We start from the raw sequence: 5,549 nt of genomic DNA on the forward strand, positions 1-5,549 counted from the left end.
GTAGGACGTCGCCAAGCAAGCTTAAGACGAGTCAGAATGACTCGTCTTTTTTGTATTTATAAAAATAAGAATGGCTGGTAAATCTCAGTTTATTAAAATTTCACTTTATTGTTCACATCAACAAGTTCAAAACGCTCACAGACGAGTAACATATCTTCAGAGAAATTAAGACCAATCTCATTTAGTTCCTTTGTAAAAAAACGAACATGGGTGTCTCTCCAGTAATTATAAGTACGATCTCCTTCGCCTTCAGCGATAGCGAATTCTTCGCTTACTTCATTCATTGGTGTTACAGTTACTTCTATTGTCTTAATAATAGCTACAGGTTCATCATTACTATTGAGTATAATACTATAATCATTAGTAGTCGGTAGCGATTCATTTTCTAATTCATAAAAAATGTGACCGGAGCATGTAGCTGTTTTAATACCGTCAATTACTAGTTGTGCAAGATAATTAGGGGCATCCCCAAATTGCCAAGCTGTAACAGATTCTGGTTTTTTGTTGTTTCCCCAATAAGTATCCCAATATGTCTGTGCTAATTGATTCATTTTTATCGTCACCTCACTCTAATTAATATTTAATCTCTTTATAATTCCTAGGAAATTTATTTATTTGTTATGCCTTTGTACTTATTTTTAATTTGTATCAGTGTTTTGCAAATTAAAAAGATACTATGTGGAGTGAATATAGTTTGTAAATATGTTCTGTACATATATGGGATCTTTAATTTTCCAATTGCATTTTATGATAAAGGACATAGTTACTTAAAGAACGTTCAGATTATGAATGGTAGTTTATTATCACTATGCCATATTGAAGTGAGTAATACTAGAGTTGAAATAGATAAAAAAACCGATATTCTAAATTGAATATCAGTTTAATAATATGTGACTTATATGAATCTATAGCAATACGAAAAGCGTAAATAAGATAGCCAACAAAATACGGTAGTATGCAAAAGGTTTTAAACCTATCTTCTCTAAAAGCTTTAGAAAAGTTACTACTGCTAGCATCGCTACTATAAAAGAGGTAATGAATCCTACCGCGAACATAGGGATGTCATCGACACTTAAATACTTCCAACTTTTTAGTAAGTCTAAGCCTGTTGCCCCAATCATTACAGGAAGAGCTATTAGAAAAGAGAATTCAGATGCAGTCTTATAATTTACTTTTGCTAATAGACCTCCAGAGATAGTAGAGCCAGCTCTAGAGAAGCCAGGGTATACCGCTAAGCACTGAAATAATCCGATTGTTAAAGCTTGGCGGTATGTTAAATCGTCCAGTGAATAGGCTGCTGCCTCTTTCTTTTTTACTTCTGCAAAGATCATAAGAATTGCCCCTGCTACAAGTCCAATCACAACAGTGTATGGCTGGAATAAGTATGTTTTAATAATATCATGTAGTAGCAAGCCAGCAACCACTGCCGGAAATACGCCAAGAAATACATGGAACGCGTTGAATTTTTTTTCTTTCTGTATAAGAGGTTTAATATTACATAAAGAAACGAGACGTTTATGATATAAAATTGCAATAGCTAAAATTGCGCCTAGCTGAATAACAATTTCAAACGTTTTTGCTCTTTCTCCCTCAAAGCCTAATAAATGCCCGACTAATATAAGGTGGCCAGTAGAAGATATAGGTAAAAATTCAGCTAATCCTTCTACAATACCGAGTATGAAGGCAATAATGATATCGCTCATAGTTTCACTCCTATACATTAATGAATGTCTACTTTTTTAAAATAGAATAGTGTTGCAATAAATCCGGAAATTGTCGTTACTGCAATGATGATATAAGAATACTCTGGTGGATATGTCGGTTGTAATTCGTTATTTGCGATATCTAGAGTAGCGGTCCACGGAAATAAATCTTTATGCTTGGAGTTTACGAGCATAAGATTAGTCATTGTAATAATGACTGTTAATATAATGGGTGGTACATAGCTCTTCATTACAAGAGTTAGTAGCACAATAGGTGAAGACAATAGAAAGAGAAGTCCACCACATATTAAAAATTCTAGGAAAGAACCTAAAAGTAAAGAAATGTTAAAACCAGGGAAGTTCCCCAATAGCCCTAATATTAAAGTAAGTGCCCAAGCGACTAAAGTTAGCATCATAATCCAAAGAAAGAGAATGATGAATTTACTTGTAATAAAGCTAATGCGTGACACGGGGATAGTTAGTAAATTTTTCAGTGTATCTTCTGTATATTCGCGGGTAAGCAAATAAGCAACCACTACTCCATATAAGGGGAATCCTATAACTAAAGTAGTATATAAGTTAACGTCAGTAAATAATTGATCGAACCAAATAGTTGGAGTTGGCTGTTTTGTTTTTATATGTATATAAGAGGCTACTACAACTAAGAAAGGTGCGACACCAGCACCAATAATGCTAATTAAAAACATATTAGAGCGTTTTAGTTTTAAGAGTTCTGTATAGAGTAGATTAACCAATTGTTCCACCTCCAACTAGTTTGGTGAAATAATCTTCTAGTCTATCTTCACTTATCATCATTTTTAATACTTCAATATCGTTAAGAACGAACGTTCTGTTTATGTATCCTTGTTGTCCAAAATGAGAGTAAATACGAATATTTCCTTCATCATGTACTTCATAATCAAAAATTTGAAGATGATTTTCTAATAACATCACAGCTTTATCGTCATTATTCACTTGAAACTCTATGTACTTACGGTTTGCTTTGCGCAGCGTATCAAGAGAAACTTCTTCTAGTAACTTTCCTTCATGAATAATTCCGATACGATCAACTAACTGTTCTACCTCGGCTAATATGTGACTAGAAATCAGTATTGTTATATTTCTTTCTTGAGCTAAAGAATGAATAAGTTTTCGCATTTCTTTAATACCAATAGGGTCTAGTCCGTTAGTTGGTTCATCTAATATGAGTAGCTCAGGGTAATGGAGAAGAGCACGCGCAATTCCTAAGCGTTGCTTCATTCCTAAAGAATACTTTCCTACTAACTTTTTTGTCTCATGCTGCAAGCCTACTATTTCTAATGCTTCTTCGATAGCATTCTTTTTGTGAACCCCAATTATTTTTGCATTAATTAATAGGTTTTCTTTTGCAGTTAAGTTTTCATAAAATCCTGGAACTTCAACTATAGAACCAATTCTGCTTAAAATATCTTTTTGATTTTGGAATAAGTTCTCTCCGAATATTTCAATCGTTCCACTTGTAGGCTTTATAAGACTAAGCAGCATGCGAATGGTTGTTGTTTTACCAGCACCGTTGCGGCCTATGAAGCCATAAATCTCCCCTTGTTGAACATTAATATTTAAATTATCTACTGACTTTTGATTGCCATATACTTTAGTAAGGTTAGTCGTTTTTATAATTGTATTTATAGGAGACACCTGCTTTCTATAAGTTCTTACTTACATCATAAAAAGGAAGGCTTAACTGCATATTAATCATTTCTTAACTATTTCTTAAAAGTATTGTGTTTTGGAATAGAAAAGCCAAAAGTAGTTCGTTTCCATGGAGTACTTTCAACCCATATATGTCCACCGTTTTTCTCAACGAGCGCTTTGGAAATAGAAAGCCCGAGACCGCTACCACCAAATGAAGAGTTTCTTGATTGTTCGCTTCGGTACATTCGCTCAAATACGTTTTGTAAATCATGTTTTGGAATACCAGGGCCTTGATCCCAAATATGAAGTTCGTATTCTGCATCAGCTTCTAGCAATTCGACTCCTATTGTTTTCCCATCCTTTCCGTAATAAATTGCATTTTTCATTAAATTACCGATAATCCGCATAATGCTTAGATGATCTGCGATGATAGGACAAGTAGACTCTGGTATGCGAATTTGCAGTTCGATGTTATGTTTTGAGAGCTCAGGTAAAAATTCAATCAAAACTTCTCTAGTAACTTCAGAAAAGTTGAGTTCTTCTTCTTTTAGTGGAAATTCATTAGCGTCTAGCTTCGCCATATTGAATATTTCATCAACTAGGTGCTTTAAGTTATTTGATTTCATATAGAGTATTTTAAGATATTCTTGTTTTTCTATTTCAGAAGCAGCAACTCCGTCTTTCAAAGCATCTATATATCCGATAATGGAGGTGAGTGGTGTTCGTATATCGTGGGAGATACTAGACAAAAGTTGTTTTCTGGATTCTTCGGATCTTTTGGCTTCAATTTGAACCTGCTCTAATTTACCTATTAGCTCGTTTATTGAAAAAACGATATTATGTAATGAGTGGTCATTGCTTGTGAATAATCTCGTTTGTAAGTTTCCTTTTAGTACACGACTTAATTTAGTATCCATTGCTTTGCGATGTTGAATGAATTGTATTCTTGAAAAGAAGAGATAAATTGTAATTAAGATAAGGATAATAAATAAAGACATTTTTATTCTTGGATCCATTTGTATGTTTAAAATCCCGCAAATGATAAGTTGTAATGAAATCAGGAAGAGGGTTTTATCAGTCTTCAAGCTTTTCACCTACAAACTTATAACCAATTCCCCATATAGTCTGAATGAATTTTGGATTGGAAGGGTCAATTTCTATTTTCTTTCTAAGTTTTCGAATATGTACCATAACGGTATTGTCATCTTCTATATAATTATCGTCCCATACATTTCGGAAGAGCTGTGTTTTTGTAAATACTTGCCCTGGGTTTGAAGTAAAGAATTTTAACAGTTCCAGTTCTTTTCCGGTTAAGCTAATTTCTTCTTTGTTTGTATGAACTGTGTATGTATTTAAATTGATAGTTAGTCCTTTAAAAGATAAAGTTGTTTTTTCTTGAGCAGTATTGTTACTTCCGAGAACTAAAAAACGCCGCATAAGAGCTTTTACTCGTGCAATTACTTCGTGAATGCTGAAAGGTTTCGTAATATAATCATCAGCACCAATGCTTAAACCTAAAATTTTATCAACTTCGTGATCTTTAGCGGTGAGCATTAATATAGGTACGTTAGTTTTATCTCTAAGTTTTTTACATACCTCGATTCCATCTATTTTGGGCATCATAAGATCTAGTATAACGAGGTTATAGTTATTTTGATTAAATAAATGTAAGGCTTCTTCGCCGTTGATTGCAGTGTCTACCATGTATAATTCTCGTTCTAAATATATTTTTAATAAATTTCGGATTTCTTTATCGTCGTCTGCTATAAGGATACGTATATCTTTCATATCTTCACCTGCTTCTAATAGAGTTTTATTGATAGTACAACAACTCTCTAATTATATACTAGTATTTGTTAAAATAAGGTTGCTAGTTTTGTTGGAGGAAAACGTCCACACAAGTTAAGTCTAGAGTTCAAATTAACTCGAATATATTTGGAAAAACAAATTAAAGAGAAGCAGAAGGTGTGCTCCGATAATGAAATCCTATAGAGACGTATTTAGTTAAAAGAGCATAAAAATATTAAATTGAAGTTCTTTATAAAAAGATGTTGACGATTATGCTTTAGAGGTGTAATATAGAACAAGTCGCCGATGACAATAACGTCGCAAGCGACAAACGAAATGAAAAACTTAGTTGACATTGAAAGATGAAAATGTTAACATAAGGAA

The 5,549-nt window shown here is 33.2% G+C and carries 6 protein-coding genes; all 6 read right to left on the minus strand.

Annotated features, from left to right (window positions below; genetic code table 11):
- Positions 1–92 precede the first annotated feature (92 nt).
- Positions 93–551 (minus strand): ASCH domain-containing protein, encoded by a 459-nt coding sequence (locus tag DN401_RS22290; protein WP_001072420.1) that lies wholly within the window; start codon positions 549–551, stop codon positions 93–95.
- Positions 552–905: 354 nt separating this feature from the next.
- Positions 906–1,703 carry an undecaprenyl-diphosphate phosphatase UppP gene (gene uppP, locus DN401_RS22300; RefSeq protein WP_001279957.1) on the minus strand — a complete coding sequence of 266 codons (798 nt, stop codon included), beginning with the start codon at positions 1,701–1,703 and terminating at the stop codon, positions 906–908.
- 17 nt (positions 1,704–1,720) lie between these two features.
- A complete protein-coding gene (locus tag DN401_RS22305) occupies positions 1,721–2,458 on the minus strand; it encodes an ABC transporter permease (RefSeq protein WP_000247711.1) in 738 nt (245 codons plus the stop codon).
- Positions 2,451–3,380, minus strand: a complete 930-nt coding sequence (locus DN401_RS22310) for an ABC transporter ATP-binding protein (RefSeq protein WP_000074581.1) — start codon at positions 3,378–3,380, stop codon at positions 2,451–2,453. Before DN401_RS22310 ends, DN401_RS22305 begins: the two co-directional genes overlap by 8 nt.
- A 68-nt stretch (positions 3,381–3,448) precedes the next feature.
- Entirely contained in the window at positions 3,449–4,462 is a 1,014-nt protein-coding gene (locus tag DN401_RS22315; RefSeq protein ID WP_000845331.1) for a sensor histidine kinase, read from the minus strand.
- Positions 4,452–5,165 carry a response regulator transcription factor gene (locus DN401_RS22320; protein WP_000651997.1) on the minus strand — a complete coding sequence of 238 codons (714 nt, stop codon included), beginning with the start codon at positions 5,163–5,165 and terminating at the stop codon, positions 4,452–4,454. Before DN401_RS22320 ends, DN401_RS22315 begins: the two co-directional genes overlap by 11 nt.
- Positions 5,166–5,549: the final 384 nt, after the last annotated feature.

It is taken from the genome of Bacillus sp. BF2-3 (assembly GCF_008368795.1).
Lineage (GTDB): Bacteria > Bacillota > Bacilli > Bacillales > Bacillaceae_G > Bacillus_A > Bacillus_A cereus.